The organism is Sphingobacterium sp. BIGb0116 (assembly GCF_024808035.1).
GTDB lineage: Bacteria > Bacteroidota > Bacteroidia > Sphingobacteriales > Sphingobacteriaceae > Sphingobacterium > Sphingobacterium paramultivorum.
Genome location: NZ_JANUDT010000003.1, coordinates 204,538 through 231,466, shown reverse-complemented (window position 1 = coordinate 231,466; position 26,929 = coordinate 204,538). Strand labels below are relative to the sequence as shown.

General features: G+C 39.4%; 26 protein-coding genes. 6 read left to right on the top strand and 20 right to left on the bottom strand.

All coding sequences use genetic code 11. The features are described 5' to 3' along the window. Positions 1-18: 18 nt before the first annotated feature. The 3 genes from M2419_RS09825 to M2419_RS09815 form a co-directional block, all read right to left on the bottom strand. Positions 19-708, bottom strand: a complete 690-nt coding sequence (locus M2419_RS09825; RefSeq protein WP_159726873.1) for a Sir2 family NAD-dependent protein deacetylase — start codon at positions 706-708, stop codon at positions 19-21. Positions 709-790: 82 nt separating this feature from the next. Beyond that, positions 791-1,246 carry a hypothetical protein gene (locus M2419_RS09820; RefSeq protein ID WP_153845905.1) on the bottom strand — a complete coding sequence of 152 codons (456 nt, stop codon included), beginning with the start codon at positions 1,244-1,246 and terminating at the stop codon, positions 791-793. A 160-nt stretch (positions 1,247-1,406) separates the two neighbouring features. Beyond that, positions 1,407-3,245: an alpha-L-fucosidase gene (locus M2419_RS09815; protein ID WP_159726875.1), complete on the bottom strand. Its 1,839-nt coding sequence runs from the start codon at positions 3,243-3,245 to the stop codon at positions 1,407-1,409. Between the two features lie 278 nt (positions 3,246-3,523). Here M2419_RS09815 and rnhA point away from each other — a divergent pair, with 278 nt between their 5' ends. After that, positions 3,524-4,018: a ribonuclease HI gene (gene rnhA / locus M2419_RS09810; protein ID WP_153845903.1), complete on the top strand. Its 495-nt coding sequence runs from the start codon at positions 3,524-3,526 to the stop codon at positions 4,016-4,018. 43 nt (positions 4,019-4,061) lie between these two features. On the opposite strand, the gene trxB is transcribed toward rnhA, so the two are convergent. The 7 genes from trxB to M2419_RS09775 form a co-directional block, all read right to left on the bottom strand. Further along, a complete protein-coding gene (gene trxB, locus M2419_RS09805; protein ID WP_153845902.1) occupies positions 4,062-5,018 on the bottom strand; it encodes a thioredoxin-disulfide reductase in 957 nt (318 codons plus the stop codon). A gap of 28 nt (positions 5,019-5,046) precedes the next feature. After that, complete coding sequence (locus M2419_RS09800) at positions 5,047-6,003, bottom strand: 3'-5' exonuclease (protein ID WP_153845901.1); 957 nt, start codon at positions 6,001-6,003, stop codon at positions 5,047-5,049. A gap of 71 nt (positions 6,004-6,074) precedes the next feature. Further along, positions 6,075-7,397, bottom strand: a complete 1,323-nt coding sequence (locus M2419_RS09795) for a pitrilysin family protein (RefSeq protein WP_159726877.1) — start codon at positions 7,395-7,397, stop codon at positions 6,075-6,077. After that, the gene (locus M2419_RS09790; RefSeq protein ID WP_153845899.1) at positions 7,387-8,646 is read right to left on the bottom strand and encodes a pitrilysin family protein; all 1,260 of its coding nucleotides are present in this window, start codon (positions 8,644-8,646) and stop codon (positions 7,387-7,389) included. Before M2419_RS09790 ends, M2419_RS09795 begins: the two co-directional genes overlap by 11 nt. 20 nt (positions 8,647-8,666) lie before the next feature. After that, positions 8,667-9,563, bottom strand: coding sequence for an oxygen-dependent coproporphyrinogen oxidase (gene hemF / locus M2419_RS09785; RefSeq protein ID WP_153845898.1), 897 nt, complete (start codon positions 9,561-9,563; stop codon positions 8,667-8,669). A gap of 19 nt (positions 9,564-9,582) precedes the next feature. Beyond that, entirely contained in the window at positions 9,583-10,587 is a 1,005-nt protein-coding gene (locus tag M2419_RS09780; protein WP_153845897.1) for an NAD(P)H-dependent glycerol-3-phosphate dehydrogenase, read from the bottom strand. 88 nt (positions 10,588-10,675) lie between these two features. Further along, positions 10,676-11,011: a Rieske (2Fe-2S) protein gene (locus M2419_RS09775; RefSeq protein ID WP_153845896.1), complete on the bottom strand. Its 336-nt coding sequence runs from the start codon at positions 11,009-11,011 to the stop codon at positions 10,676-10,678. A 68-nt stretch (positions 11,012-11,079) separates the two neighbouring features. Here M2419_RS09775 and ychF point away from each other — a divergent pair, with 68 nt between their 5' ends. Next, positions 11,080-12,180, top strand: a complete 1,101-nt coding sequence (gene ychF / locus M2419_RS09770) for a redox-regulated ATPase YchF (RefSeq protein WP_153845895.1) — start codon at positions 11,080-11,082, stop codon at positions 12,178-12,180. Between the two features lie 325 nt (positions 12,181-12,505). Here the strand turns inward: ychF and M2419_RS09765 are convergent, their stop codons facing one another. Beyond that, positions 12,506-12,802 carry a DUF2892 domain-containing protein gene (locus tag M2419_RS09765; RefSeq protein WP_046676248.1) on the bottom strand — a complete coding sequence of 99 codons (297 nt, stop codon included), beginning with the start codon at positions 12,800-12,802 and terminating at the stop codon, positions 12,506-12,508. A gap of 135 nt (positions 12,803-12,937) precedes the next feature. Here M2419_RS09765 and M2419_RS09760 point away from each other — a divergent pair, with 135 nt between their 5' ends. After that, the gene (locus tag M2419_RS09760; protein ID WP_259254892.1) at positions 12,938-13,783 is read left to right on the top strand and encodes an ATP cone domain-containing protein; all 846 of its coding nucleotides are present in this window, start codon (positions 12,938-12,940) and stop codon (positions 13,781-13,783) included. A 77-nt stretch (positions 13,784-13,860) separates the two neighbouring features. Here M2419_RS09760 and ispE read toward each other — a convergent pair whose 3' ends face one another. The 5 genes from ispE to M2419_RS09735 form a co-directional block, all read right to left on the bottom strand. Next, positions 13,861-14,676 (bottom strand): 4-(cytidine 5'-diphospho)-2-C-methyl-D-erythritol kinase, encoded by an 816-nt coding sequence (gene ispE / locus M2419_RS09755; RefSeq protein ID WP_259254890.1) that lies wholly within the window; start codon positions 14,674-14,676, stop codon positions 13,861-13,863. A 30-nt stretch (positions 14,677-14,706) separates the two neighbouring features. Further along, positions 14,707-15,234 (bottom strand): adenine phosphoribosyltransferase, encoded by a 528-nt coding sequence (locus M2419_RS09750; protein WP_046676245.1) that lies wholly within the window; start codon positions 15,232-15,234, stop codon positions 14,707-14,709. After that, entirely contained in the window at positions 15,221-16,183 is a 963-nt protein-coding gene (locus M2419_RS09745) for a helix-hairpin-helix domain-containing protein (protein ID WP_259254889.1), read from the bottom strand. Before M2419_RS09745 ends, M2419_RS09750 begins: the two co-directional genes overlap by 14 nt. 107 nt (positions 16,184-16,290) lie before the next feature. Then, positions 16,291-17,595: an efflux RND transporter periplasmic adaptor subunit gene (locus M2419_RS09740; protein ID WP_153845891.1), complete on the bottom strand. Its 1,305-nt coding sequence runs from the start codon at positions 17,593-17,595 to the stop codon at positions 16,291-16,293. 22 nt (positions 17,596-17,617) lie between these two features. Next, the gene (locus M2419_RS09735; RefSeq protein WP_182332185.1) at positions 17,618-18,997 is read right to left on the bottom strand and encodes a TolC family protein; all 1,380 of its coding nucleotides are present in this window, start codon (positions 18,995-18,997) and stop codon (positions 17,618-17,620) included. A gap of 114 nt (positions 18,998-19,111) precedes the next feature. Here M2419_RS09735 and M2419_RS09730 point away from each other — a divergent pair, with 114 nt between their 5' ends. After that, on the top strand, positions 19,112-19,663 hold the full coding sequence (locus M2419_RS09730) for a polysaccharide deacetylase family protein (RefSeq protein ID WP_310441500.1): 552 nt from the start codon (positions 19,112-19,114) through the stop codon (positions 19,661-19,663). On the opposite strand, the gene M2419_RS09725 is transcribed toward M2419_RS09730, so the two are convergent. From M2419_RS09725 to M2419_RS09710, 4 genes are all read right to left on the bottom strand, one after another. Further along, positions 19,660-20,457, bottom strand: a complete 798-nt coding sequence (locus tag M2419_RS09725; protein WP_259254887.1) for a DUF4249 domain-containing protein — start codon at positions 20,455-20,457, stop codon at positions 19,660-19,662. The two genes, M2419_RS09730 and M2419_RS09725, sit on opposite strands and share 4 nt — an antisense overlap. A 6-nt stretch (positions 20,458-20,463) precedes the next feature. Further along, on the bottom strand, positions 20,464-22,788 hold the full coding sequence (locus tag M2419_RS09720) for a TonB-dependent receptor (protein ID WP_259254886.1): 2,325 nt from the start codon (positions 22,786-22,788) through the stop codon (positions 20,464-20,466). 137 nt (positions 22,789-22,925) lie between these two features. Then, entirely contained in the window at positions 22,926-23,753 is an 828-nt protein-coding gene (locus tag M2419_RS09715) for an alpha/beta hydrolase family protein (protein WP_259254885.1), read from the bottom strand. 103 nt (positions 23,754-23,856) lie between these two features. Continuing rightward, positions 23,857-24,738: a hypothetical protein gene (locus tag M2419_RS09710; RefSeq protein ID WP_259254884.1), complete on the bottom strand. Its 882-nt coding sequence runs from the start codon at positions 24,736-24,738 to the stop codon at positions 23,857-23,859. Positions 24,739-24,777: 39 nt separating this feature from the next. On the opposite strand from M2419_RS09710, the gene M2419_RS09705 reads away from it, so the two are divergent. After that, the gene (locus M2419_RS09705; protein WP_259254883.1) at positions 24,778-25,671 is read left to right on the top strand and encodes a DUF4377 domain-containing protein; all 894 of its coding nucleotides are present in this window, start codon (positions 24,778-24,780) and stop codon (positions 25,669-25,671) included. Positions 25,672-25,924: 253 nt separating this feature from the next. Beyond that, positions 25,925-26,878 (top strand): glycoside hydrolase family 43 protein, encoded by a 954-nt coding sequence (locus M2419_RS09700; protein ID WP_159726893.1) that lies wholly within the window; start codon positions 25,925-25,927, stop codon positions 26,876-26,878. Positions 26,879-26,929: the final 51 nt, after the last annotated feature.

The window sequence follows — 26,929 nt, the reverse complement described above, 5'->3', positions numbered from 1 at the left end:
TATATTACTATACAATACTTAATAAAGTAATTGTTCTACCAATTTAGGAACAGCTATTGTCGCTGCCTCCTCAAAACACTGTATATTACGTAAAGCCCTGTCACTAGGTATTTTTTTGTCAATTAAAAACGTTTGACAGTGACTAGGCGCAAACTCTTTAAGTCCTGCAGCAGGATAAACCTGTAGGGAGGTTCCAACAATAATCAAAATATCGGCATTCGAAACCAGGCTTATGGCCTCCTCAATGGCTGGCACAGCTTCTCCAAACCAGACTATATTTGGCCTCAGCTGACTACCTTTCTCGCAAAGATCGCCCATCTTGATCTCATCACCGACAACGGGATAAACCAAGCGATCATCGATAGACGACTTGGCCTGATCCAAGCGGCCATGCAAATGAACAATATGAGATGATCCCGCCTGTTCATGCAGCAGATCTACATTCTGCGTTACAATACTCACCCGGTACGCTGATTCTAATCTTGCCAGCGCATAATGAGCTGCATTTGCCTGTGCCACCAAAGCCGCTTTCCGTCTCAGATTATAAAACTCCTGGACTAAGGCTGGGTTTTTGTGCCAACCTTCAATTGAAGCAACTTCCATGACGTCATGCCCTTCCCATAATCCATTGACATCCCTAAATGTAGGTATACCGCTTTCAGCCGAAATACCGGCCCCCGTCAATACAACAATATTTTTCTTTTCCATCTTAAGTCTATTTGTTACACCATATTATAGTTAAGATTGACTTTTTATATGACTTTCATCATGTCTGTAGATCTGATCTGGATCATTCATTTATCAACAAGGATGCATAGTTATCCGGCAGCTCAAGTCGGATAGAATCTTTACTCAATACAGCCTTTCGGTTCATATCATCAAAAGAACGTTGGTAATACACAAAAGCGCTATTTGGAATATGTAGTTCACTAGCTTTCTGCACATTGAACTCATAACGATTATTTTTCAGTCTGACATGCTGATAAATTCTGTAAGTAACAACTTGAATCTGTACTTTATCAAATTTTGGAATGACCTTTAAATCTGCTGGTTCATGAAAGTATTTATCATTGAAATACATAAATTCATTGGACTCTGCTAGTGTTGCTATATTTAACTTTCCATCGACAACTTCATTCACTAACGAATCTGCCCGCAACCTCTCGGATTTACTTCCGTCACCGGAAGAACAGCAAATACAAAGAAAAACAATAATTGATATCAAAACAGCTTTGATTAGATTCATAGGTCTAAGTTATAATAAAAAATGCTTCCGTGCCACAATTCAAGAGAAAATGCATCGAATACCCCCAAAATTGATCAGAATGGTTTACATCACCCATAAAAAAGCCCAGGATATTTTGTTATCCTAGGCTTCTTTTTAACGCTAAGCGTTATCCGACCTCTTAAAGATTATTTTCGATAGCCCCCACTTTCTCGCGATATAGTTGTATTGGCGCATCCAACAACACAGCGATAACAGTCATATTTTTATCCAAGCGCTCCGCTGGTGCCTGAATGTAGATAATACCAGGGATGCTACTCCAATAGAGCTTATTGAAAACCTCATGGTTTATCATGGAACCATCACCGACTACCCGGATTCTAGCGACTCCATTTTTAACACCTTTTAATGCAATTGGGCCTGTAGGTTTTCCCTCAACAAACAAATACAAGGTCTGGCGATCTTTGGAGAGTGCACTTAATCCTTCATAATGTCCTTCAGGCAAGCCTTTTCCAGTCTCATAAAGTGCTTCGGCATGGTCTTTAATCCACTTCAATACCGTCGGATTAGTCGCGTTACTGCTCGGCAATTTGGTATCTAAGCCATCTACGGTTAATCCGGAATTATCAAAAATATTTTTTCCTGCATGCAGTGTTGAAGCGATCTGACCTAAAGCACGATCTGTCAACTTATTATCCAGCACAGATTTCAACGTAACTTCAGTCTCCTGAGGCACAGCCCAACGGAGCGCTTCCGCAAAGTTCAGTGCAATCACGGTAACATCCTGATCAAAGTTTACTTTCGTCAAATCTACTTGAACGGTTCCATTTTCCGACTTAACACTTACTTTCGCGGATGCATCACCGACTACTGAAACACCTTTAATGGTCGTATTATTGACTAAACCTTTGAGTTGCAATTCGGGCTTCTGTTCATACACATACAGATAAAGTGTTTTTCCGTCCTTTGATAAAGCAGATTTCCCCCCGTAGTTCACAAAAGGAATACCAGCCCTTGTACCGTAGATCGCAGCCGCATGCTTATGCGTCCATCGCCCAAGCTGTTTCAAAATATTTAATTGCTCCTCAGGGATCGTGCCATCTGCTTTTGGACCAATATCCAATAATAAGTTTCCACCCATGGAAATACAATCGACCAACGTCCGAATGATCATATTGGGTGATTTGTACTTTTTATCAAAAGGTTGGTAGCCCCAAGAATCATTCATGGTATAACAGAGTTCCCAAAATTTAGCATCGGGGCGCGTGACCGGAATCCCTTGCTCAGGTGTATCGTAATCTCCATGATGATTCAATCGCGAGTTTATAATAATATTCGGATTATATTTCCGCAAAAGATTTAAGGTCTCTTTCGCTTTCCACTCTTCGGCACTATGCTCCCAATCTCCATCAAACCAAAGTAATTCTGGCTTATACTGTTCGGATAGCTCGGTCAATTGCTTTTGGTAATATTTCACATAATTATCCCAGCGCGTAGGCTCGGCTTTCAATTCATAACGCTTTCTATTGCGCGTAAAAACATCATAATATGGGTGGCTCCAATCGGGCAACGAATAATAAAGGCCAGTGTGCAAGCCCTCTTCTTGTATTGCTTTCACAAACGGTGTGATTACATCCTGTTTTGCAGCCGCGTCTTGTAATGTAGTGATCGCTTTATCAGCCTTCGTATTCCACATTGAGATTCCGTCATGGTGTTTGGTCGTAATCACCGTGTATTTCGCACCAGCTTCTTTAATCAATTTGGCCCATTCCTTCGGTTTGTAATCCTTTGCTGTAAACCCATTAAGTTGTTTGATATAATTGTCGTGGTTAATATAATTATTGAAGAATGACCAAGATTCCGAGATTCCATCTACAGAATAAATCCCCCAGTGAATAAAAATACCCAATTTGGCATCTTCAAACCAATCCATTTTTTGCGTTGATACATTGTTCTGAGCTGAAACGTTTAAGCACGCAGACGCCAAAAGAACAAAAAGAGAAATCTTTCGAAACTTCATAAAGCTATTTTATCGATTACATAACGAGTTTAAGCCGGCAAAATACACATAAAATCAGCAAAATTCAATTGTGTAAGGGATATATTACGTATGCATCACATGAATAGCGCTAATTTCTTCCGAACAGGGCAAGTCTAATACCTTATCCGTAACAACTAAAGTAAATAGCGATATATAAATAATAAATACGAGGATAATCAAGGTTTTGGCTTATCCCTTGTTTAATTGATGTCTATTAGTATTGGATATAAACGCAAATTTATCTAAGTTTGGAGGGTATGATCGAATTATATACAGATGGGGCTTCAAGTGGAAATCCTGGCCCTGGAGGTTACGGAACCATCTTAAGAACTATTTATACAGGCGATAATGAAGCCTTTAAAGGTAAACTTATCGAAAAAGAGTTTTCGGGCGGTTACCGCAAAACAACGAACAACAGGATGGAATTGATGGCTGTGATCGTTGGCCTTGAGGCACTGAAAAATCTACAGCAGCAAGTTACCGTATATTCTGACTCCAAATATGTCATTGATGCCATTGATAAGAAATGGGTATATGGTTGGATACAAAAAGGTTTTGCGGGAAAAAAGAATAAAGATCTTTGGTTGCGTTTAATGAGCGCCTATAAGCTTCATACCGTACGCCTTGTGTGGGTAAAAGGTCACGCTGGGCATCCGTTAAATGAGCGTTGTGATCGCTTAGCTGTAGCGGCCTCCAAAGATAAGGCAAATTGGAAAATCGATAGTGTTTTTGAGATTGAAGAAGGGAAATAAAAACGGGGCATTGTACAATGCCCCGTTTTTTATGCCAATGCGATTATTCGCCGCTTTCTTTAGCTGCCAAGTATCTTTCAGCTTCCAAGGCTGCCATACAACCTGTACCTGCAGCAGTGATTGCTTGACGGAAAATATTATCCTGAACATCACCACAAGCAAAAACACCCGGTATATTTGTCGCAGTACTATCTGGTTTTGTGATTAAATAACCTGTTTCATCCATATCCAGTACACCTGTGAAAAGCTCGGTATTAGGCTTATGCCCAATAGCAACGAAGAAACCTGTTACTTCTAGATCTTTTTCAGACTGGTCTTTATTGTTAATAACACGTATTCCGGTCACCACTTGACCATCTCCTAAAACCTCTTTTGCCTCAGAATTGTAGTGAACTTCAATATTTGGCGTATTCATGACACGATGTACCATTGCTTTAGAAGCACGAAACTCGTCACGACGAACCAACATATATACTTTTGAGCATAGTTTTGCAAGGTATGTCGCTTCTTCTGCAGCTGTATCCCCAGCACCTACAATAGCAACCTCCTGGTTTTTAAAGAAAAACCCATCACATACAGCACATGCTGAAACGCCAAAACCGTTGTATTTTTGTTCAGATTCTAAGCCTAACCATTTTGCTGTAGCTCCTGTTGCAATAATCACAGTATCTGCGGTAACTTGTACCGTTCCGTCGATCTCAACACGGTGTACCTCACCAGTAAAATCTACTTTAGTCACATATCCAAAACGCACTGAAGTTCCGAAGCGTTCAGCTTGCTCACGCAAATCTTCCATCATCACCGGTCCGGTAATACCTTTTGGATAACCAGGGAAATTGTCCACTTCAGTTGTTTGAGTCAACTGTCCTCCTGGTACAATACCGGTATAAACGACCGGTTTCATATCCGCACGTGCAGCATAAATTGCTGCAGTATAACCTGCTGGCCCCGAACCAATAATCAAACACTGTACATGCTCCACTTCTTGTTTGAATTCCATAATCCTTTTTCTAAGCTATTAATTAAAGTTATTTTTTAAATTTATCTTGCAATCCTTTCAACATATCTAAAGAAATGTTCTGCGGCGCTTCTTCTTTTTGCTGATTGAATTCCTTTTTCGCAAGTTTTTTATCTTCTACAGAATGGGTGGCTGCAGCTGCTTTTGCTTTTTGCTCACTCTTTTCCTTTTTATACCGATTCCAGATATTCTCTAAGACCTTCTTGGTATACAATGGAAAATCACCATTCTGCATCCAAGCGTAGTAACTAGGCTCCTGCTCAAATACTTCGATAATAGGTTTTCCTTTATGTTTACCAAAATTGATCGTTTCCAATCCTTCCGCATTATATACGAGACGCCCGGCAAAATCTACCGGTTTGCTTAGGTTGGTAAACGCATGAAGAGCCTCGACGTCGTTCACTACTGGATAAGATACGACACCATGTTTATCTTCAAATGCTGCCCCTTCATATTTCGTCAACTGTGCTTTTAATACTTCATATGTTGCGCGAACATCAGCTTCAGCCGTATGTGCATTTTCAAGATTTTCATTGCAGTAAAACTTGTATGCCGCTTTTAACGTTCGTTGTTCCATTTGATGGAAAATGTTCTGAACATCTACAAATGCTCTTCCTTCCAATGAAAAATCAACACCCGCCCGCAAAAACTCTTCCATAAGCATAGGGACATCGAATTTATTGGAATTATATCCCGCCAGATCTCCATTCTCAATAAAAGCCGCAAGCTCCACTGCAATTGCTTTAAAATTAGGAGCATCCTTCACATCTTCATCATAAATACCATGAAAAAAAGAGGATTCCGCGGGAATAGGCACTTCTGGATTGATCTTCTTTGTATAGACTGTTTCTTCACCATTGGGCATCACTTTCAAAAATGATACTTCGACAATACGATCGGTCGCCACATTAACACCTGTAGTTTCCAAATCGAAAAATACCAATGGTCTTTTTAATTTTAATTCCATGCTGGATAATACACTTTTTTATCAAAAACCAAAAATACAAAGTAGTATTCGATTTTTGTAGTCTAAGAAATTTAATTTACAACCGCCTGATGAACTGATTCTGCTTGACTGATTTTCCCAACAACAACTTTCACCATTGCATCAAAGTCCAGGTATTTATTGGCAAGATCACGCACCTTCTCTGGCGACATGTTTCTGATCTGTTCCATATAATAGGAATAATACGTTAATGTCATCCCATTTAACAAAACACTTTTAAACTTGTCCGCATGCGAAAAGATACTTTCCAATGAACCCAACATAGAACCTTCCATATAGGTTTTAACGAGATTCACGTCTTCCTCGGAGGCCAATGTTGTTTTCAACAAATTGATCTCCTTTTCTATTTCTGTCAAGGTTGCATGTGTTACATCTACCCCGACTTCGGTTACAATAGTCATAAAACCAGTATGCTTCAAGGTTGCGACTGCCGAACCAATACTATAGGTATACCCTTTTTCTTCACGAATATTGCGCATCAGACGGGAACCAAAAAAACCACCTAATAAAGTATTGACAAACTGTAGTGCAGGATAATCAGGATGTGTCCTTCCAATTGTCTGGCAACCTAAACGAATGGCTGACTGCAATGCATTTTCTTTTTCTTCGTAAACCAGATCATTAGATCCTTGTGCCAAAACAGGCCCATCCAAAGAAGAGTGAATAGCTGCTCCCTTCCAATCTACGCCAAAAATTTGTTCCAGCTCTTGCAATAGCTCACCCGAAACATTACCTGAAACAATTAAGGTACAGTTACTAGGAACAATTTCCTGTTGGTACAATTCGATCAACTGCGCACGTGTAATCGCATCATAATCTTCCAGTTTTGGTGTACGCCCGTAACGATTATTCTTACCGAAGATCAAGTTATAGAATTTACGTCGCGCCAGATAATCATTTTTTTGAATAGAAACTTGAAACTTTTGCTTGTTATTACGCAAATAGGTATCTAACTCCTGTTGCGGAATAGATGCCTCTGTCAGAATATCTTTTACAAGCGGCAAGAGGACCTGACTGTGCCTGTTCAATGTATAAAGCGACAAAGAAGTTACGTCAAAAGAATATTCAGGGACAAGAAATGCACCATAGAAATCTACTTTATCTGCGATCTCTGCACTGGACATGGTATTTGTCCCCTCTTTAAGTAAGGCGCTTAAAGCACTATTTAACAACGGGTTTTCAACCTGTCCATCAAGATAGGTATTCTCAAAGATCCATTCTATCCGCACCAGCTCTTGCTCGGGCGACTGGAAAACATAGACAGGCAATCCGTTTGCAAACTGCTTCTTGATTGGCTCTTTCAAACTTATATTTCCAATTTCACGGAACTCAGGTGCTTTTGTTCTATCCAACATGTACAGCCTCCTCTTCTTTTGATTTATACATTAATATAGAAGCATTCTCCGGTCTAAAAATAGCCTGAGCTTGCTGTTGAACTTCCTCCGCACTCACCGACAAATATTTTGAGACCTCCGTGTTAATACCATCTGCATCACCCAGCAACTCATGGAAAGCCAAGTTCATGGCTTTATCCAAAATAGATAGTTCCGCAAAAACATTTGTCGATTCGATCTTATTCTTTACCTTATCTAATTCGGCTACTGGTACTAACTCGGATTTTATAACCTCCAATTCGGCCCAGACTGCACGTTCAGCTTCTTCTAGCGAGATGCCTTCCGATGGTTTTCCTTCAATGACAAAGAGGTTATTGTCAATACTTCCCATGACATAGGCGTTTATTTCACTAAATAACTGCCCCTCTTTTACCAATCGACGATACAAACGTGAGGAGGATCCTCTTGATAAAATATCCGACAAAAGGTCCATTGCGAAATACCCTTCTTCCAATCTTGCGGGGCCATGAAATGCCATGTAAAGTGCATCTAGAGGCACTTCTGCCCAAGTAGTCTCACGCCTTATCTCCTCTTGCGCCGGCTCTTTAGGCAATTGACGATTGTATTTTTCGCCAGCTTCAATATCGCCAAACCACTTTTGGGTCAAAGCCTTTACTTCTTCAAAATGTACATCTCCCGAAACAACCATAATTGCACTCTGTGGATTATAATGTAATTTGAAGAAAGCTTTTACATCTTCCATTTTAGCTTCTTCAATATGGCTTAACTCTTTTCCGATGGTCGCCCAACGATAAGGATGTACCTGATAAGCTAATGGACGCAATTTTAGCCATGCATCGCCATAAGGTTGATTCAAATAACGCTGTTTGAACTCTTCGCTCACGACATTTCGTTGCACCTCAAGGCTCTGTGCTGAAAACGCCAGACTTAACATCCGATCCGACTCAAGCCACAATGCTGTTTCGAGATTTGAAGAAGGTAAGGTGATGTAGTAATTTGTGATGTCGTTGCTAGTGAATGCATTATTTTCACCACCTACTTTTTGCAATTCGGTATCGAAGTTCGGAATATTGATACTTCCACCAAACATCAGGTGTTCAAATAAGTGTGCAAATCCGGTCTGTTCCGGAGACTCATCTCTTGCGCCCACATCATACAAGATATTGACACAAGCCATGGCCGTATTATGATCCTCGTGTACCAATACACGCAGGCCGTTTTCTAACGTAAATTTTTGATAAGAAACCATCTGATTTTTCTTCGATGTTTTTAAATCCAGTTTATACCTTTTCGTAGTAAAGCTAAGGTTTTGGCTTCTTCTGAGCCTTCTTCAGGACGATAATCATACACCCAATTGGCCTGGCCAGGTAGACTCATCAGTATCGACTCAATTCGACCATTCGTTTCAAGTCCAAATTTAGTCCCCGAGTCCCATACCAAGTTAAATTCGACGTAGCGTCCGCGGCGGATTAATTGCCAATTTTTTTGTTGATCAGTAAAGTCTTTATGTCGATTTTTCTCGACCAAAGCGGTGTAGGTTGGTGCAAACGTACGGCCAAGATCACACGAAAAAGCAAAAATATCTTCCATGCTCATCCCTGTTTTTTCAGTATTCAACTTATCGTAAAATACACCTCCTATTCCCCGTGTTTCCTCGCGGTGTCTGATATAAAAATAATCATCCGCCCAATTTTTAAACTTTTCATAGAATGTAGCATCATGCCGATCACATACATCTTTCAGCTGCTGATGAAAATAGCTGGCATCTTCTTCATTGACATAATGGGGCGTTAAATCGATTCCACCACCAAACCAACGAATCTGATCGTTTAGCTCAAAATAGCGGATATTCATGTGTATAATAGGGACTAATGGATTATTTGGATGAATGACGATGGATACTCCTGTCGCAAAAAAATCATCTTCTTCTACAGCAAATGATTTTTTAATCGCTTCGGGTAATTTGCCATAGACAGACGAAAAGTTAACACCTCCTTTTTCCAAAATTTGACCATTCTGAATGATCCTGGTACGACCTCCGCCGCCACCTTCACGTTCCCACAATTCTTCTTCAAAGCGCGCCGATCCATCTAATTTCTCCAACGCCTGACATATTTCGTCCTGAATTTCTTTATAAGCTAAAGCAATCGCTTCTTTTGTTATCATCTACTCTATTGCTACTTTATTATGTTAATTTTTCGCTCAATGCTTGAATAATTTTAGATGCAGGAAGGTGTTCATACAAAATTTGGTGCACGGCATCGCATATAGGTAATTCCACTGCATATTTCTTTGCATATTCCTGAATACATGCCGAAGCGTAATACCCTTCTGCCACCATATTCATTTCCAATTGGGCAGATTGTACGCTGTACCCCTTTCCGATCATATTTCCAAAGGTTCTATTTCGGCTGAATTGAGAATAGGCTGTTACCAAAAGATCCCCTAAGTAAGCCGAAGTATTCACATCCCTGGAAGTATCACCGTCCACTTTACCTACAAAACGACGCATTTCGCGAATTGCATTGGATACCAACACTGCTTGAAAATTATCACCGTAACCTAAGCCATGGCAAATACCACCAGCTAACGCATATATATTTTTCAATACTGCACCAAATTCTATCCCTAGGACATCTTCCGACAGAATCGTCTTAATGACCCTTGACGATAGAAATGAAGCGACCAATGCTGCACTATCCAGGTTTTTACAGCCGAAAGTTAAATAAGACAATTTGCCTAAGGCAACTTCCTCCGCATGACATGGGCCACCAACCACACAGATCTGTTCAATATCTACCTCATATCGTTGCTCCAAAAACTCACCGATGATCAAATTATCTTTGGGAATAATCCCCTTAATGGCCGAAACAACAATTTTATTTCTAAAATCTTCCTTCGTAACATTCGCCAGTGCGTCCTTCAAATAAGCTGCAGGCGTATTTAAAATGACAATGTCCGAATTAGTAATTATATTTTTTGCATCGGTATCAATCGTCGTAATACTAAGATCAACCGAAACACTACTCAGGTAAGTCGGGTTGTGTTTGAATTTTTGAATATATTCTGCATCTTCTTCCTTTCTTACCCACCAAAAAATATGCTTGTCTTGGTCATTTTCACATAGCATCTTGATCATAGCAGTAGCCCAACTTCCGCTACCAATTATACCAATCTTTTTCCCCTGCATGTCTTTAATTTGTTTTCGATAGCAAATATACTTATTTACTCATTAGATATACGATTCACGCGGTGAGATATGATACTTTCGTTACTTTCTAAGCAAATAAACGTTGCCAAAACCCTATTTCCAGACCAACATAATAGTCTTTATCTTCGAATTTTACGGGGTAAATAGCAATAAAATCATGCTGCTCTGGATTACCTCTTCCTGAAATTAGATCAAATTCATGGCGATGAAAAGGACAGATTACTTTTCCACGTTCACACCAGCCATTTTTCAGTGGTGCTCCAGCATGGGGGCATTTTCGGGAGAAAGCATAGAGTTTGTCTTCAAACCACGTTATACAAATAATTTTCCCACCGAATTTATGTTCGCTGATGCCCTGATTTTTCAGAAAATCGGCATGTTCAATTTTGTACCAATGAACCATTCGACAAGATAGCTAAAAATTACAGTGAATTTTCTATCTTTGTGCAATTTCAAAAATTTGCACTATATATGGCTTTACAATGCGGTATCGTAGGTTTACCAAACGTTGGTAAATCAACATTATTTAACTGTTTGTCGAACGCGAAAGCGCAAGCGGCTAACTTTCCATTTTGTACAATTGAACCAAATGTTGGGGTAATTACCGTACCGGATGCCCGTCTCAATAAATTAGCTGAATTAGTCAACCCGCAACGCGTTGTCCCAAATACAATCGAGATCGTCGACATCGCAGGTCTTGTAAAAGGAGCTTCGAAAGGTGAAGGCTTAGGCAACCAATTCTTAGGAAATATTCGTACAACCAATGCTATTATTCACGTTTTAAGATGTTTTGACGACGGAAACGTGATCCACGTTGATGGTTCGGTAGACCCGATCAGAGATAAAGAAATCATTGACACCGAATTACAGCTTAAGGATTTGGACACTGTTGTAAAACGTATCCAAAAGGTTGAAAAAATGGCTAAAACAGGCGGTGACAAAGAGGCAAAAAGAACATTTGACATCCTATCGATCGTTAAAGACCATCTTGAGGCTGGCAAATCTGCACGGACTGCAGCAATTGATGCTGAAGATTTTGAGTTTATTCAGGATTTAGCATTATTGACCGCCAAACCTGTACTTTATGTATGTAATGTAGATGAGGGATCTGTCAACACCGGAAACGCTTATGTCGAACGTGTTAAAGAAGCTGTAAAGGACGAAAAAGCCGAAGTATTGATTATTTCTGCACAGATCGAGTCCGAAATTGCACAACTGGAAAGCTACGAAGAACGTAAAATGTTTTTAGATGACCTTGGCTTAGCGGAATCTGGCGTTCACAAGCTGATCCGCGCTGCTTATTCGCTTTTAAATCTGGCGACTTACTTTACCGCTGGCGTACAGGAAGTTCGTGCCTGGACGATTGAGAATGGATTTACAGCCCCTCAGGCTGCAGGTGTCATCCACACAGATTTCGAAAAAGGATTTATCCGCGCTGAAGTAATCAAGTATGACGATTTCGTCACGCTTGGCTCTGAAAATGCAGTAAAAGAAGCTGGAAAATTATCAGTGGAAGGAAAAACATATATTGTCCAAGATGGCGATATCATGCACTTCCGTTTTAACGTATAGGCATCACAGCTAGCCAAACGGGTGAACATAAAAAAGAGGCGAACACTTCAAAAGTGTTCGCCATTTTTATGTTTTAATCATCTCCCTTTCTATTGTCAAAACTATGCCCCACCTAGTGGACGAGCTATTACCAAATTCGCCTTGTAAGCACAGTGAGTCCACCATGAGTCCACGTTGAGTCCACCTTTTTATTGTACAGTCACTGTGCTCTCACCGTAGTCGAACCCCGCTCACAGGGCGAAGTAAGTACCTCATTGTTGTCAAGTAGACCCCTAGAAGCCTCCACTAAAAACACTTTTACATTAAGCTAGGGATACAAGGCTTACTATTTAACAAAATAACGATGCTCAATCACCTCTACTTTTTTGATATCCTTATCTTCTAATACTTTCTTAACATCACAATGGCCGGTTACGCCACGATAGATCAAAGCTCCACCAAGGGTTAGTCCAGACAATCCAGTAAGTGGGGATTTAAACAGTTTTTTAACACCCAAGCCCAATATGAATCCGCCGGCAATCACCGACAAAACACGCTCAGAGGTGCCAATATTTTCTTCGATACAATCGTCTTCGATCTTCGTTTTTATCTTATCAAATGCAAAGTTTAGTAGGTTACTCATAATTATCTCTATTTTATTTATCGTACATGTTATAAACAAATGGTGTCCTAAAAAAGTTTAGGAATAGAATAATAGTTTTTTATGTTGTTTCTCCGACGACATCTCTTATATTCGTATTTAAGAAATTAGAAATACATGCAAATCAAAAAATATTCTGGTGAATTGGTACCCTTTAATGGTGAATCGCTACGCCATTCGCTTTCTCGTTCCGGTGCCAATGCCGACCAGGTTAATCAGGTCTACGATAAGGTACTCAACGAAATATATGATGGTATTTCAACAAGAGAGCTCTATCAGCTGGCCTTTGATACTTTAAAAACAGTACGAAATTCCTTCGCCGCACGTTACAGCCTTAAGAAAGCCCTGCGTGAACTCGGCCCTGAAGGCTTCTACTTCGAAAAATACATTGCTCACCTATTGCGATCCATCGGCTATGAAAGCACCACGGGACAGACCGTACAGGGGTATGCTGTTTCGCATGAATTGGACGTTGTAGCCTATAAGGACGGTAAACTGATTACCGCGGAGTGCAAATTTCGAAACGATATTGACGCTAAAATATCCGTAACAACGCCGATGTATTATCTTTCAAGATTCAAAGATATCAGCAATATCAATTATCAGTTTTTTGGAAAGCAGCTGCAGTTTCAAGAAGGCTGGCTGATTACCAATGCTTACTTCACTTCCGACTCGATTGATTTTGCTAAATATTATAATATCAACCTGCTCTCTTGGGATTACCCCAAAGAAAATAGCATTAAAAAAAGAGTAGATAAAGCAGTTTTCTATCCAGTCACTTGTCTAACAACTCTTTCAGACCTTGAGGAACAACAACTGCTCAAAAATCAGCTTATTTTAGTGAAAGATATCGTCAGTAATCCCGAAAAATTGGATCTTCTAAACTTAACAAAAGAACGGAAAGAAAAGGTTTTAAATGAGGCTCGCGAACTCATAAACTATCAAGTGGAAGAAGAATATTAATAACATACTAAAAAAAGCATTATGTATACCTGTTTGGACAGATATACATAATGCTTTTTTAGTAACCGATATTACTCTTACAGCTTGGTTGGATGATAGATCTTTCCATATTTTGCAAGTGCGCTTAAATCTGTTTTTTCCCAAAATATGCCATAAATAGCCGCTCCGGAACCTGACATAGAAGCGTAAATCGCTCCTTTTTGATATAAAGTTTCTTTAATTTCTTTCAACAATGGGTAATTCTCGAAAATACCATCCTCAAAATCATTTCGAATATGAAACTTCCATTCTTGGATGGGCAAACGAATCGCTTCTTCCAAATTAACTTCGGGTACCTTAGGTTGTACACCAGCATAAGCTTCAGCCGTAGAAATATGAATATTGGGCATAATGACTGCAATATGGTAGCCATCCAAATTTAGAGTTAAGTCTTTAAAATCAGTCCCAATGCCTGTTGCAAAAACAGGATTATTTGCGATAAAAAAAGGACAATCGGCTCCTAGCTTTGCAGCATACCCCGCTAGTTGCTCTTCTGTAAGATTCAATTGAAAGAGTGTATTGAGCCCTTTCAAAACAAAAGACGCGTCGGCAGAACCGCCGCCCAAGCCTGCTCCGATCGGAATTTGTTTGATCAAATCAATTGAAACGGGCGGAATGCCATAATCTTTTTCCAACAATTCAAAAGCTCTTATACAAAGGTTATCACGGAGATTTCCTGGGATACGTTCCCCCTGAATATTTAGTGTTGTCTCTGCAACAGTCGTATCCAATAATTCGATAATATCGTAAATTGGAAGTGGATAAAAAACACTGTTCAGCTCATGATAACCATCCGTACGCTTGGCAATTACTTGCAGTCCAATGTTTAGTTTAGCGTTTGCAAAAAGTATCATGTGAAATGCTCTAAATCGTATATTTTTAAATTAATAACTTACCAATGAAAAGATATTATCACTGAACCTGGATAATCTTCCTTTCGCCTTTAGGAAGTCTAAAGAGATGATAAAACTATAAGCGACGATCTCGCCACCAAGTCTTTCAATAAGTTTACTGGCAGCAACGACGGTACCCCCTGTTGCTAAAAGGTCGTCGTGTACCAATATGCGGCTTCCTTTTTCAAAAGCATCTTCATGGATTTCAATCGTTGCTTGGCCGTATTCCAGTGCATAAGATTCAGACACGGTCTTAAAAGGTAATTTACCTTGTTTTCGAATTGGAATAAAAGGCAAGCCCAGCCTATTGGCAAGTAAAAATCCAAATAGAAAACCCCGGCTCTCAATTCCAGCAATAGCATCTATCTCTATTCCTTGCAATTGATCAATAATCGCATCAACCATTTCGCTACACAATGCCGCATCTTTCAACAAAGGGGTAATATCTTTAAAGACAATACCAGGTTTAGGAAAATCCACAATATCCCGGATTTCCAGTTTCAATTTATCTTGAATCATTCTCAAATATTAAATAAGGCGCAATCTTCGCAATCGCAAGATCTGAAAGTGTTCCTATTTTTGTCAAATCTTCTATATTGACATAACTTCCATGTTGATCCCGATAATTGACGATTAGTTTCGCATCTTTAGGGCTAAGATACGGATGTTTAGCCAATGAATTTGCATCAACTTTATTAATATTGATTTTTTTGATTCCATCTAAATTAGCCACAACAATATAGTCTTTAATCAGATCATACGTTTCAGCCGTAACTCCATAAACCTCCTTTAACTGTTCTATACGATAGAAACCACCAAGAACATCTTTATATTTCAAAATGCGTTTGGATAGAATCGAACCTATCCCTTTAAGACTGATTAGTGCCGTGGTATCACAGGTATTAATATCGATAAGTTCAGCTTTATTTCTTTCAAATTTATCATAAAGCAAAGACGCTCTATCTTGTTGTTTTGTTCGTTCCGAATCGGGAATTGTTTTTATTTGGATGTAAGGCTCTAATCTCTTGTAAAGTCGCTCATTAATAGAGTAAATTTTCTTCAGATCGGTTTTTATTTTAAATCGCCCCCCTTTTTTTTCATAATTTTTCAGTACTGCAATCTGTTTATCAGAAAGTCCCAACTTATGCCAATCAGCGTGAGGTAAATTATTTGGATCAAAATAAAATAGCTTTTCATCATCTAAATCTGTAGTCGGCGAGATGGACACAACACTTTCGTTTTTATTCACATAGGGGCTATTAAACTCCTGTTTGTTGGGTGTACTGGAAATCTCTATAGAATCGTGAAAGGACTGTTCAAAAAGTTTGGCCTGATTTGGAATAGGATCTCTCGTATTACGTTTAATCAGCGTATAAATCGTCGCAAACAAAACGATAATCACCAAAATAATGAAAAATCCATTTTGTTCTGTTTTACTAAATTTAAAATAAGCCAATAGCCTTTTCATAAGCCGCTAACAATTGGGTTGTTTAAATTTAATAAATTATAAGGAAAATAAAAAGGGAATTATTAAAAAACAATTCCCTTTTTATTAATTATTATCTACAAAGAGATTTATAACTTTGACTTATCAACTTTTTCAACTTGACTACCGTCTTTTAAGGTTTTGGAAATCGCATCAAATGGTCTAGAAACGACCTCGTCCCCTTTTTTCAGTCCCGAGGTAACAATGATATTTTTATCATCCTGAATGCCTGTCTTCACCAAAACCTGCTCAACTATTTTATCTTTTAGGACAAACACATATTCATCAACTTTTTTATTTGTAGTTGTAGAGTCTTTATCATCAGAGCGCACGGTTACTGATTGAATCGGTACAACCAGTCCTTTATCGTGTTTTGTAAATATCTGAACTGTTGCAGACAGACCCGGTTTAAATGGTGATGCCACATTCTCTTTCATCAAGTCTTGATACGATTCTGCGCTGATGCGAACTTTCACATTAAAATTTGTCACCTGATCTGTCGATGATGTCGCTGTAGTTGTCGTTGCGATATTTTTAGACGAGCTGGCGATTTCGGTCACAACACCTTTAAACTTTCTGTCCTTAAAAGCATCGACTTCAATCTCAGCTTGATTCCCTACTCTTACATTGTTAATATCATTTTCATTTACATCGACATTAACCTCCATCGAACTCATATTGGCGATACGCATAATTTCTGTACCCGCCATCTGCGCTGTTCCAACCACACGCTCACCCTTTTCAATAGACAAGAGAGAAATGATGCCATCTGATGGCGCGTAAATTGTCGTCCGATTTAAATTGTCCTGTGCTTCTTTTACTGATGCCTGCGATTGGTCAATACCATATCTTGTAGAACGTACAGTCTCTCTTTGTGCTTGGATAGAAGCCTGTGCTGCATGATATTCTGCCGAACTTTTATCCATTTCTGAGGCAGAAATAACACGTTTTTCAAAAAGTTCCTGATTCCGTTTATAGGTAGCAGCCACATTTTTGAAGTTTTCTTCCTGTTGTTTTAATTGCTGTTGTGCAGCGGCTAAATTGGCCCGCTGTGAATTCATTGCTGCAACAGAGCGATCATAACCAGACTGCAAAATATCTGGTTTGATCCGACAGAGTACTTGTCCTTTTTTTACAAAATCACCTTCTTTAATGTTAAGCTCAACAACCTCTCCAGACACCTCCGAACTCAGTTTGACCTCCACCTCAGGCTGAATCTTCCCACTTGCAGAAACTAATTCATCAACATCAGTCTCTTTTACTACATCCACCGCGACTTTGGTAATCTCTCCTTTGCCAAACCAGCCTGCTTTAAAACCTATAAAACCAAGGACTACCAAGAGCACTACTATTATTAATATAATTTTTCCAATGCTACGTTTTTTCTTTGCCATTTCTTTTGTTAAATCAAATAGGTTAATTGTTATCGAATTGAATTGGATTTCCGAGGTAATAATCGATGATCTTTGATCTGAATATTACATTATATTTTGCTTGAATAAGGTCAAATTCGGCCTTATTTCGTTCCGTTTGAGCAGTAAACAGCTCCAATGAATTCGCCATACCAATATCGTAACGCTCTTTTGTCGCCTTAAATGCTGTTTCAGCACTTTCAAATGCTACGGTAGCCGAGCTATAGCGTTGTTTGGCCGCATTCACGTCCAATACAGCCTGATTAACGGCCTTGTTTAAGTTATTTTTTGCCAATTGCTCGGAGGCTTCAGCCTGTTTCAAACCGATCTTTGCCTTTGCCACATTTACTTTATTCTGATTTCTTGAAAAAATTGGAATAGCAAGAGATAAACCGGTAAAAAAAGACTTATTATCCGATATCTGCTGGCCAAAAGGCACTCTAAAAAGAGTGGCAGGATCCAATGGATCTGTTTGCCTTGTTGTTGCAGACGAGTAATTCGTTCCATAATTCACATTCAAATTGAGTGTGGGATAATAGCCCCCCTTTGCAATATCGATTTGTTTCAATGCGACCTCTTTATCCAATGCAGATTTGTGAATATCAGGCTGCAATGTGAGCGCTTTCTGGTAAACATCTACCGCATTTTTATCCACTGCATGAACCAATATAGATTCCAAGCTTGGACGCTCCAAGGAAATAGGCGTTTCAGGAGGCATTTCCATCAACTGCTTCAAGGTCAACAAAGACATTTCGTATGAATTTTTCAAATTAACTTTGTTCAATTCATTTGTAGCAACCTGATTTTTTGATTTGGCAAGATCGGCAATTGTTTTATTACCAACCGCAAACTGAATAGAGTCCAATGAAAATTGCTGTTTCGACAAAGCGATCTGGTCTTCACTCGCAACCATCATCTCATGATTGGTAATAGCTTCCAAATAATTAACCAACACATTGAGCACAAGGTCATTCTTGATCTTATCCACCTGAGTCGCCGTAGACTCCAGTTGCAATTTATTCGCTTTGATCTGATTGATCTGTTGAAAGCCCTGAAATAAATTGACACTCGATCCCACCGAGCCACTGGTTCCTTTTGTCCAGGTGTTATTGACGATTCGTCCGGAAGTTAAATCGAAGCCAAAGCCATAACGAAAACTTTGATCCACGCTAGCACTCAGGTTTGGCAATAAATTACTTTTTGCCTGAAACAAGTCCTGCTCGGCAAGATCTTTGTTCAATGCAGCTTGCTTTATTTGTACGTTCCGTTCCAATGTTATACGAATGGCTTCTGCCACACCCACAACCTGTTGGGCTTGAACCAAATCATTAGTTCCTAGAAATAACCCAGTAAATACTACTGCAGAATAATAAAATCTTTTCATGTCCATATGTAGAACCATACATTTTTTTTTAGATTTGAACTTCATTTATCGGTTATGTATTTTGTCAAATCTCCATTTTTCCTTAGATGGCTATATCCCAAATCAATATGGAATATGCCACGTCATGAAAAAAAAGTCTATCTTACTTTTGACGATGGTCCAATTCCTGAAATTACACCTTTTATACTCGATATCCTAAAAAAATATCAGGCAAAGGCAACATTTTTTTGTGTTGGTGAAAATATTAAAAAAAATCCACATTTGTTTCAACGAATTTTAGATGAAGGGCATCAGGTGGGCAACCATACCTACAACCACCTCAAAGGCTGGGAAACAAATGATGAGCAGTATTTGGCAAATGTTGCGAAATGCCAGGAACTGACCCAAAACGATCTTTTTCGTCCGCCTTATGCCCGAGCAACAAAATCCCAACTCCGTCAAATTTATAAAAAATACCGAGTGATCATGTGGGATATTATGTCGGGTGATTTTGATCCGAATTTAAGTCCCCAGAAATGCCTGGAAAACGTTCTGCCCAACATTAAAAATGGCTCTGTTATTATTTTTCATGATAATATCAAAGCCATTCCTCGTGTCGAATATGTTCTACCTAAAACAATAGAGTTTTTATTAAAAAATCACTATCAGCTTTCGAGAATAGATTAAGGTTTACTTCTAGCAAACGTTACCTCAGATTCGTAATATTTGCCTACACTAGCACTGAAATACCCCAGTGCATTGTTGCTTAAATTTGAAATCGGATTCGATGGTGAAGCCGAACCGGGATTAATCATTTGAAAACTATTCCAGTAATTGTACGCCCCTACATCGATACATTGACGTAGGATACGCACGCGATCACCTACTTTCAAATCTCTATCGCGGTCGACAATATCATGCTGCACCTCTAAGCCATTGTTATACTTATCGTTAAAGACATCAATAAAACGTAGTTTACCCCCATTGACTGACATTTTATACTTATAATAGTTGCCTTTTTCCGGTGGATCGATAAATACGAGGGTCGGATAGTAAATCGTGTCAGTAAAAATAATTCGCTCTGAAAGCCCTATAGAATCCACATCCACATAGCTGGGAACCGTTGATACCCCTTGGATCTCCCTTCCATCAGCGGTCTTTACCTGTAACTGGTAAGTGACCTTCTCCTGTAACCGTAATGTCTTATTGGTATACAGCCCATCAGCCCCTGCTTGAAACGTATAAGTGCGATTATTTTGCATATTCTTAACGCTCACCTCCGCATCTGTTATCGGAGAAAATAGAGAGTCTTTAATGCTCACAACCTTCTGTATACTAATCTCATGTTGTTGATCCGAAACCATCAAATCTGCGGTAATAACCAATTGACCTGTATTTTCGGGCAGTTCCAAATCTATTTTGTCCTCGCAGCCCCCTAAAGTAAATAATGCAACAGCTATAACTCCTAATATCTTCTTCATTCTTTGCTAAAATTTAAAATTCCAAGTAATCGATGGTATCGTCCCAAATAATGCTATCCGATAAATCTCGGTGACGTTGGATTGTCCTTCTTTTTCTCTAAAGTCGATCAAATAAGCATTTTTTCGATTATAGGCGTTATAGAGACCAAACGACAAGCTCGAGTAGCTATTCTTTGTCCGCTTAATATCATAAGTTGCTGCCAAATCCAGGCGGTGATAAGCAGGCATCCGCTGCCCATTTCTTTTATCGTAATAGAAGATCGTACGATCGTCAACAAAATATTTCCCCGCAGGCATCGTTACAGCGTCTCCTGTATAGTAGACGAAATTGGCACTTAAATTCCACTTCGGATTTAATTGATACTGCGCTACGATGGCTATATTATGCGTTTTATCCTGCCGTGCACTAAACCATGCGCCATCATTGATTTGTTCAAATTGGCGCTCACTTTTGGATAAGGTATAACTCAGCCAGCCGCTAAATCGTCCCAGTCTCTTTTTCAGAAACCATTCAATGCCGTACGCTCTACCTTTTCCAAACAGCAATTCTCCTTCCAGCAATTCATTTGCCTGTAGATCGGCACCATTCCTATAGTCAATCTGGTTCTTTAAATCTCGATAATAACCTTCGACGGAAAATTCATATCTGTTGGATGCAAAATTTCGAAAGTAACCCAGCGAATACTGATTGGATAGCTGGGGCTTAATCGTATTATTGCTCAGCACATATTGATCTGTAGGAAGACTACTGGTTGTATTGCTCAATTGATGCAGGTACTGAACATTGGTATTAAAAGAAGCCTTTAACGTCGTTAAATCATTGATAGCGTAGTTTAAGGAAACGCGAGGTTCCAGATAGAAGTACTTTTTACCCAACTTGCCATTTCCCACATAGGTAGAATCTACGGCCTCACCTGCAGGATCGAAAGTATAAAATGTCCCCGGCCCCAATGTTGCGTAAGCAGATGCCCTCAATCCATAGTTTAATTTTAAACGATCATTAATAGACCAGTCATCGGTCAGATAAGCAGCAACATCAGCACCCTTGCGATGTTGAATTTGCAATGAATTCACCTTCGAATCTTCCCCCGCTTCGATACTTGCCGGTCGGATTTCCTGCAAGGCTGCCTGCAATCCAAATTTTAGATTGTGACGGTCCGAAAGATTGTATTGAAAATCTTGTTTAAAATTATAATTAAAGATGTCTGAACGGATTTTAAAGTTGTTATCATCCTCAATCTTAACCTGATAATTGAATTTGCTAAAAATAAGCGTAGTATTGCTAAACAACCTATTGCTCCACACATGGTTCCAGCGCATCGTTCCAGTCGCATTTCCCCAATTGAAATCAAACAAATCATGATAAGCCATCGCATCCTTGCCGAAATATCCAGACAAGTAAAGTGTATTCTTATCATTGATACGATAATTTAATTTTGCATTGAGGTCATAAAAAAAGAGCGCGCTCTTCTTAATATTCTCATCACTTGAAAGCTTTAAGAAAAGATCGGCATAGGTACGTCTACCGGAGATCATAAATGAGCTCTTGCCTTTTTGAATCGGCCCTTCCAATTTAAGACGCGAAGCAATAAGACCCAAGCCACCTTCTACATTGAAATGCTGGTTGTTTCCGTCCAAGGTGGTAATTTCCATCACCGATGATATTTTGCCACCATATTGGGCTGGAACACCTCCTTTGTAGAAATTCACGTCTTTGATCGCATCGGAATTAAAGGTCGAGAAAAAACCGAACAAATGGGAACTGTTATAGACAGGAGCCTCATCCAGCAAAATCAGATTTTGGTCGCCACCGCCGCCACGCACATAAAAATTGCTGCTTCCTTCCCCCCCACTGGTTACTCCCGGAAATAGCTGAATGGTCTTGAGAATATCCTTTTCTCCAAATAGTACGGGGACTTTTTCGATTTCCTTAGGGCTAAATTGTGTCAACCCTGGGGTTAGATCCTTTATTGATTTGCGCCTATTTCCGGTTACGGTAACCTCAGCGAGCTGATTTTCCTCAGGTACCAACTGAATAATATAAGTGGAGTCCTTGTCAAGGTGGACAGAAAATGCTTTCGTTCGATAGCCTACAGATGATACTTCCATCCCTTTGCCGGCATCACGGACAGACAAACTAAAAAAACCATATTTATTTGAAGCGGTGGATTTTTTCTCTGTATCGTTTCGTATGACGGCGCCAATGATATTCTCACCGCTGATACTGTCCCTAACAAACCCAGAAATAGATTTAGACTGTTGACTATACGCTTGCTGCGCGCAGAACAAAATGGAAGAAAAACAAAATACAACCTTTATAGGTTTAAACATAATCAAGTGAAGTCAAAAATTTTGCTGAAAATAATAAAAAAGCCTTACAATTTGTAAGGCTTAATAATAAGTTTATAATTTGTTAGTTAAGGTCTCTGTTTAACAAAAATAGCATTTTATTCATTTATGCCAAATATTTATCCATTTTTCTTTTCACTTTTCTTCGCTTGATCAAAATATCCCTTGAAAAAAGCCATTTGATAAACAATTGACCGAGACCAGTACTCCCAATTGTGTCCACCTTCACTTGTAACAAAGGTATGATTTATATTATGGTACATCAATTTATCGTGCAGTGCAACATTCACGGTGTAGAAAAAATCTTCCTTACCGCAATCAATGATTAGGCGAAGTTTATTATTGACTAATTTGGGAACCATATTAATAACAACACGATTATCCCATTCTTGCGGTACATCAGCATAATTCCCAATGCGATCTTTAATTTCCCAGTTTAAGGGAAAAGGTCTAAAATCTACCCCACCAGCTGTACTTCCTGCAGCGCCATAGCTATCCTGATGTTTTATGGCCAGCGACAGCGCACCATGCCCACCCATACTTAATCCCGTAATTGCCCTTCCGCTCCGATCTTTGATCGTCGAATAATGCTGATCCATATAATCGATCAGCTCTTTGGACACAAAAGTTTCATATTGGTAGTTTTTATCATTCGCGACATCCCAGTACCAGCTTCCAAAACCACCATCAGGGCAAACGACCATATAACCGTACTGATCCGCCAATGCGCTCACACTTGAATTTTTAACCCAATTGCTATAATTACCAGAATAACCATGCAAAAGGTAAAGGACCGGATAACTGATTTTGTTCGAGTAATTTTGAGGAAGAATTACGACAGTTTTAATTGCTTTACCCATGGATGGGCTCTGAATGGACAGGGTGTCCACTTTGGCAGCAAACGCGTTCGTGAGGGTAAATAAAAATAAAACGAAGGCAATTAACATAAGCCTAATACCTCTTGAACAAAATAGGCAGTTTTTGATAGGCTCGGTTTGATGAAAATTATGCACCGAATAACTGAAAATAGGTCTAGTGTTTATCATAAATTTATTGATTTCTTTCAAAAAAATAAAGATAGGATTTTAAACCAAATGGACGCTCGCTAATTGTATAAAATCCATTTCCCTTGCTATCGAAAGCTATCGCTTCCCCTTGTGGCTCCACCTGATAAGGCAGAATAGCTGGCTTTTGTTGGAATACCTGTTTCCAGGATTCACTCCGGTTCCTCTGCCAATAGAAAATATGGGTAATATTCTTTACAAGCAACTGTGTACCGGTCGGATCTATAGCGGCGGCAGTAGCAAAAGTAAATGGCAGCTCCGCTACGCTATTTAAGGTAAAATACTGCTGTTTAGAATTTGTAAATACCGCTGCGGAATAAACAGTCGATCGAAATTCACGTTTAGATATTACATACAACATTTTGTCTATTGGATCAATCATAATCGATTCGGCATCTAAACGTTTCTGGCCCGGAAATTTAAGAAAGATAGCCCGAATTGACTTCTTCGGAATAAGCCCAGCATCATCGGCCTGAGGCTCAGGAAATACATACAGGCATGTCCAGGTTCTTTTCCCGGCGTTGTTTCCGATGTCCGCAAGGACGAGAAAATAGGTATCCCCAATTTTCACTCGATCGATATCCTCACAGTCGACGACCGATACACCCTCAAGTGAAAATTTTTTCAGTAGTTTGGCCTGATGATCGATTAAATAAATCGTTGCACCATCACCACTATCATTATGCACCCAAAAATTGCCCTCCAGATAAGCCGGTGTAATGCCAGACACCTCTTTCAGTAGTGGATCCGTCAATTCCCCGAGGGCAATTTGCGTTTTAAAATAATCCTTCCTATTTTGGCCGTAAACCTGCAGACTTAACAGAGAAAATACAAGCAGCAGGCACAGGTTCACTCGTGCAATATTCATGTTTAAAGATACGTTTTTATTGATATTTACATTCTAATTATGAAGAAGCCTTCCACATACAGTTCATTACTCCTTTTTTTAACACTTTTATTCCCCTGTCACAGCTCGCTTGCCCAGAGCTCTTCATTTCGCGTAAAAGTAAAATCAGGTCTTCGGCAAACACCACCCTATCTTGTCAAATACTACAACAGCAAAGATTGGGAGAAATTCTATGCTGAAATCTTGCAATTTGATTATGACCCCAAATTTGAATACGACATCAAGATCCTCAAACGTCAAAACGGTTCACGTTCGACATACACCTTGGCCAAAACACTTACAAAATCACTATCGGAAAATACAGCAGTGGCCACATGGGAAGTTGGAGAAAACTACGTGAATGCCCAGAGCCTGGGCAAACTGAAATGTCTGCAGGTAAAATCTGATAAAAGGAATAAATGGGAATACCTCACTTCAACAATTCAAGGTTTCGATTACCAGGAGGGCTACCGTTACCGCATTCGTGTAAAACAAACGAAACAAAAAGATACAGACTCCGTCAGTTATAGTTTAATTGAAGTCCTATCAAAAGAACGTACAAACGAACTGCCCAGTGTGGCCGCATTTCTTGCTCGTTTTAAATGGAATCTGCTTCAGTTAAATGGAAAGGATGTCAGCTCCAGCAAAGCAAGTATCGGGTTCGATGCCAGAAATGGCACGATTACCGGTACAACGGGATGCAACAATTTTTGGGGAAATTTCGCCATTAAAGACGATAAAATCAGCTTTCTGCACCTGGCAAGCACCATGCGCGCCTGCAATGGCATAAATATCGAAAATGACTTTTTTCAAATTTTTGAACAAAAACAAATTCAATTTGACATAGCCGAACAAACCTTAAATTTATATAACGACAGAAAACTAGTGATGATTTTTGGATTGGAGCGAGAATAAAAAAACACCCAAAGTCTGGGAGACTTTGGGTATCTTAGCCATATTATTAACCTATTTTATGAAAAGTATTTATGCCATTTGGAAATGACATAAACAAATATGTGAAATAAATCGGAAACAATCGAAAGCATAATAAGATTTTAACAAAATTTTAACATTTCAAAAAACAATGAGACAAATAGGCATATAAATGATCCATTTAGACATATCCCAATCAAATCTATCCCGTACCTTACAAGTTTAAACCGACATAATGATTAAAACATTTTTAACATCAACAACCTTACTTTTAACCGCGACACTTTTTGCCCAGAAGAATCCTGTTATCACGGGAAACTACGCTGATCCTGAAGGTATTATCTATGGAAATAAATACTGGATATTCCCAACCTATTCAGCGCCTTATGAAGAGCAGATATTCTTTGACGCGTTTTCATCTTCCGATTTGGCCACCTGGACAAAACATAGCCGTATCTTGGAGAACAGCAACGTTAAATGGGCGAAAAAAGCCATGTGGGCACCTGCGGTGTTGGAAAACAAGGGGAAATATTATCTGTTTTTCGGAGCCAATGATGTGCATCAAGGAGAGATCGGAGGCATTGGGGTTGCTGTAGCCGACAAGCCAGAAGGTCCTTATACCGACCTATTGGGCAAACCCTTAATTAACGATATTATCAATGGTGCTCAGCCGATAGATCAGTTTGTTTTCAAAGATAAAGACGGCACTTTCTACATGTATTACGGCGGTTGGAAGCACTGCAATATGGTCAAACTCAAACCAGATTTCACAGGCTTGCTCCCTTTTGATGACGGTACCTTTTACAAGGAAATCACCCCTAAGGATTACGTCGAAGGACCATTTATGTTTATAAAAGATGGAAAATATTATTTCATGTGGTCGGAAGGCGGTTGGACAGGCCCCGACTACAAAGTCGCTTATGCCATCGCCGACTCGCCCTTTGGCCCTTTTGAACGCATCGGAACAATATTGGAACGAGATCCTGAAGTCGCTGTTGGCGCCGGGCATCATTCAGTCATCAAAGTCCCCAACAAGGACAAATATTTTATTGTCTATCACCGTAGACCGCTTGGCAAAGATGGAGCCAATGAGCGGGTAACCTGTATCGAAGAAATGAAATTTGACAAAAATGGACATATCATACCTGTTAAGATGACCTTTACAGGTGTCAAATATCCATTAAAATAGCAGAATTACTTCTTTTCGCAAACAACAAAAAAGCCCAGATCAATTGAACTG

Excerpts from the sequence above, each read along its gene's own strand:
- M2419_RS09825 (WP_159726873.1), bottom strand. The coding sequence starts at position 708 with ATGGAAAAGAAAAATATTGTTGTATTGACGGGGGCCGGTATTTCGGCT.
- M2419_RS09820 (WP_153845905.1), bottom strand. The coding sequence starts at position 1,246 with ATGAATCTAATCAAAGCTGTTTTGATATCAATTATTGTTTTTCTTTGT.
- M2419_RS09815 (WP_159726875.1), bottom strand. The coding sequence starts at position 3,245 with ATGAAGTTTCGAAAGATTTCTCTTTTTGTTCTTTTGGCGTCTGCGTGC.
- rnhA (WP_153845903.1), top strand. The coding sequence starts at position 3,524 with ATGATCGAATTATATACAGATGGGGCTTCAAGTGGAAATCCTGGCCCT.
- trxB (WP_153845902.1), bottom strand. The coding sequence starts at position 5,018 with ATGGAATTCAAACAAGAAGTGGAGCATGTACAGTGTTTGATTATTGGT.
- M2419_RS09800 (WP_153845901.1), bottom strand. The coding sequence starts at position 6,003 with ATGGAATTAAAATTAAAAAGACCATTGGTATTTTTCGATTTGGAAACT.
- M2419_RS09795 (WP_159726877.1), bottom strand. The coding sequence starts at position 7,397 with ATGTTGGATAGAACAAAAGCACCTGAGTTCCGTGAAATTGGAAATATA.
- M2419_RS09790 (WP_153845899.1), bottom strand. The coding sequence starts at position 8,646 with ATGGTTTCTTATCAAAAATTTACGTTAGAAAACGGCCTGCGTGTATTG.
- hemF (WP_153845898.1), bottom strand. The coding sequence starts at position 9,563 with ATGATAACAAAAGAAGCGATTGCTTTAGCTTATAAAGAAATTCAGGAC.
- M2419_RS09780 (WP_153845897.1), bottom strand. The coding sequence starts at position 10,587 with ATGCAGGGGAAAAAGATTGGTATAATTGGTAGCGGAAGTTGGGCTACT.
- M2419_RS09775 (WP_153845896.1), bottom strand. The coding sequence starts at position 11,011 with ATGGTTCATTGGTACAAAATTGAACATGCCGATTTTCTGAAAAATCAG.
- ychF (WP_153845895.1), top strand. The coding sequence starts at position 11,080 with ATGGCTTTACAATGCGGTATCGTAGGTTTACCAAACGTTGGTAAATCA.
- M2419_RS09765 (WP_046676248.1), bottom strand. The coding sequence starts at position 12,802 with ATGAGTAACCTACTAAACTTTGCATTTGATAAGATAAAAACGAAGATC.
- M2419_RS09760 (WP_259254892.1), top strand. The coding sequence starts at position 12,938 with ATGCAAATCAAAAAATATTCTGGTGAATTGGTACCCTTTAATGGTGAA.
- ispE (WP_259254890.1), bottom strand. The coding sequence starts at position 14,676 with ATGATACTTTTTGCAAACGCTAAACTAAACATTGGACTGCAAGTAATT.
- M2419_RS09750 (WP_046676245.1), bottom strand. The coding sequence starts at position 15,234 with ATGATTCAAGATAAATTGAAACTGGAAATCCGGGATATTGTGGATTTT.
- M2419_RS09745 (WP_259254889.1), bottom strand. The coding sequence starts at position 16,183 with ATGAAAAGGCTATTGGCTTATTTTAAATTTAGTAAAACAGAACAAAAT.
- M2419_RS09740 (WP_153845891.1), bottom strand. The coding sequence starts at position 17,595 with ATGGCAAAGAAAAAACGTAGCATTGGAAAAATTATATTAATAATAGTA.
- M2419_RS09735 (WP_182332185.1), bottom strand. The coding sequence starts at position 18,997 with ATGAAAAGATTTTATTATTCTGCAGTAGTATTTACTGGGTTATTTCTA.
- M2419_RS09730 (WP_310441500.1), top strand. The coding sequence starts at position 19,112 with ATGCCACGTCATGAAAAAAAAGTCTATCTTACTTTTGACGATGGTCCA.
- M2419_RS09725 (WP_259254887.1), bottom strand. The coding sequence starts at position 20,457 with ATGAAGAAGATATTAGGAGTTATAGCTGTTGCATTATTTACTTTAGGG.
- M2419_RS09720 (WP_259254886.1), bottom strand. The coding sequence starts at position 22,788 with ATGTTTAAACCTATAAAGGTTGTATTTTGTTTTTCTTCCATTTTGTTC.
- M2419_RS09715 (WP_259254885.1), bottom strand. The coding sequence starts at position 23,753 with ATGTTAATTGCCTTCGTTTTATTTTTATTTACCCTCACGAACGCGTTT.
- M2419_RS09710 (WP_259254884.1), bottom strand. The coding sequence starts at position 24,738 with ATGAATATTGCACGAGTGAACCTGTGCCTGCTGCTTGTATTTTCTCTG.
- M2419_RS09705 (WP_259254883.1), top strand. The coding sequence starts at position 24,778 with ATGAAGAAGCCTTCCACATACAGTTCATTACTCCTTTTTTTAACACTT.
- M2419_RS09700 (WP_159726893.1), top strand. The coding sequence starts at position 25,925 with ATGATTAAAACATTTTTAACATCAACAACCTTACTTTTAACCGCGACA.